The organism is Methylobacterium sp. E-041, from assembly GCF_022829665.1.
GTDB lineage: Bacteria > Pseudomonadota > Alphaproteobacteria > Rhizobiales > Beijerinckiaceae > Methylobacterium.
In genome coordinates this window covers 1-815 of record NZ_JAKSYQ010000054.1, presented here as the reverse complement: position 1 = coordinate 815, position 815 = coordinate 1, and the positions used below count along the sequence as shown (strand labels likewise).

Sequence of the window (815 nt, the reverse complement as noted above, 5' to 3'; positions counted from 1 at the left end):
GGCCACACGATTCCGCAGATGGAGGCGCAACTTGCCACGCCTTGCGGGAAGGGCCGCTATGTGATCGTGGCCGGACACGCCATCGAGATGCCGGGCCCGGGCGGCATCGAGCTGTGCATGCTGTTCACCTTCGCTGACCTGGAGGATCGCCGTAAAGCCGAGATGTCGCTGCGCCACAGCGAGGAGCGCTTCGCCAAGGCATTCGATCTCTCGCCCGTGCCGAGCGCGCTGATGAGGGCGGACGGATTGGAGATTACCAGCGTCAACCAAGCCTTCGTCACCGCGTTCGGGCATGCCCCCGAGGCCGCGGATGGCCAATCACTCACGGACCTCGCGCTCTGGGGCGATCGCGCCGAGCAGCGCAAGTTCTCACGCGATCTCAAGCGGCTCGGCAGCGTCCGAGGCTTCGAGGCCGTGTTGCAGGATGCGGCAGGCGCCGAGATCGACTGCTTCATCTCGGCCGAGAAGGTGATCATCAACGGTGAGGCCTGCGTGCTGTGCGTCCTGCAGGACATTACCGCCCGCAAGCGCTCGGAACGCGAACTGATCACCGCGATCGAGGCGGTGATGGCTGACGCGTCGTGGTTCAGCCCTAGCGTGATCGACAAGCTCGCGACCCTACGCAACCCGACCCGTCCCGGCCGGCCGTCGGTCGGGGTCGCGAACTTGACGATTCGGGAGCGGGACATGATCACGCGGATCTGTCAGGGGGCCAATGATCAGGAGATCGGGGCCGAGCTGAAGCTGTCGCCGAATACGGTGCGCAATCACGTCTCGGCGCTCTATCGCAAGCTCGGGGTCAACCGCCGCAGCGC

General features: G+C 65.6%; 1 protein-coding gene. It reads left to right on the top strand.

Features of this window, described 5'->3' with window-relative positions; translation table 11 throughout:
* Window positions 1-18: 18 nt before the first annotated feature.
* Window positions 19-815: helix-turn-helix transcriptional regulator (locus MKK70_RS04225; RefSeq protein ID WP_243945965.1), on the top strand; the 797-nt coding region annotated here is incomplete at its 3' end.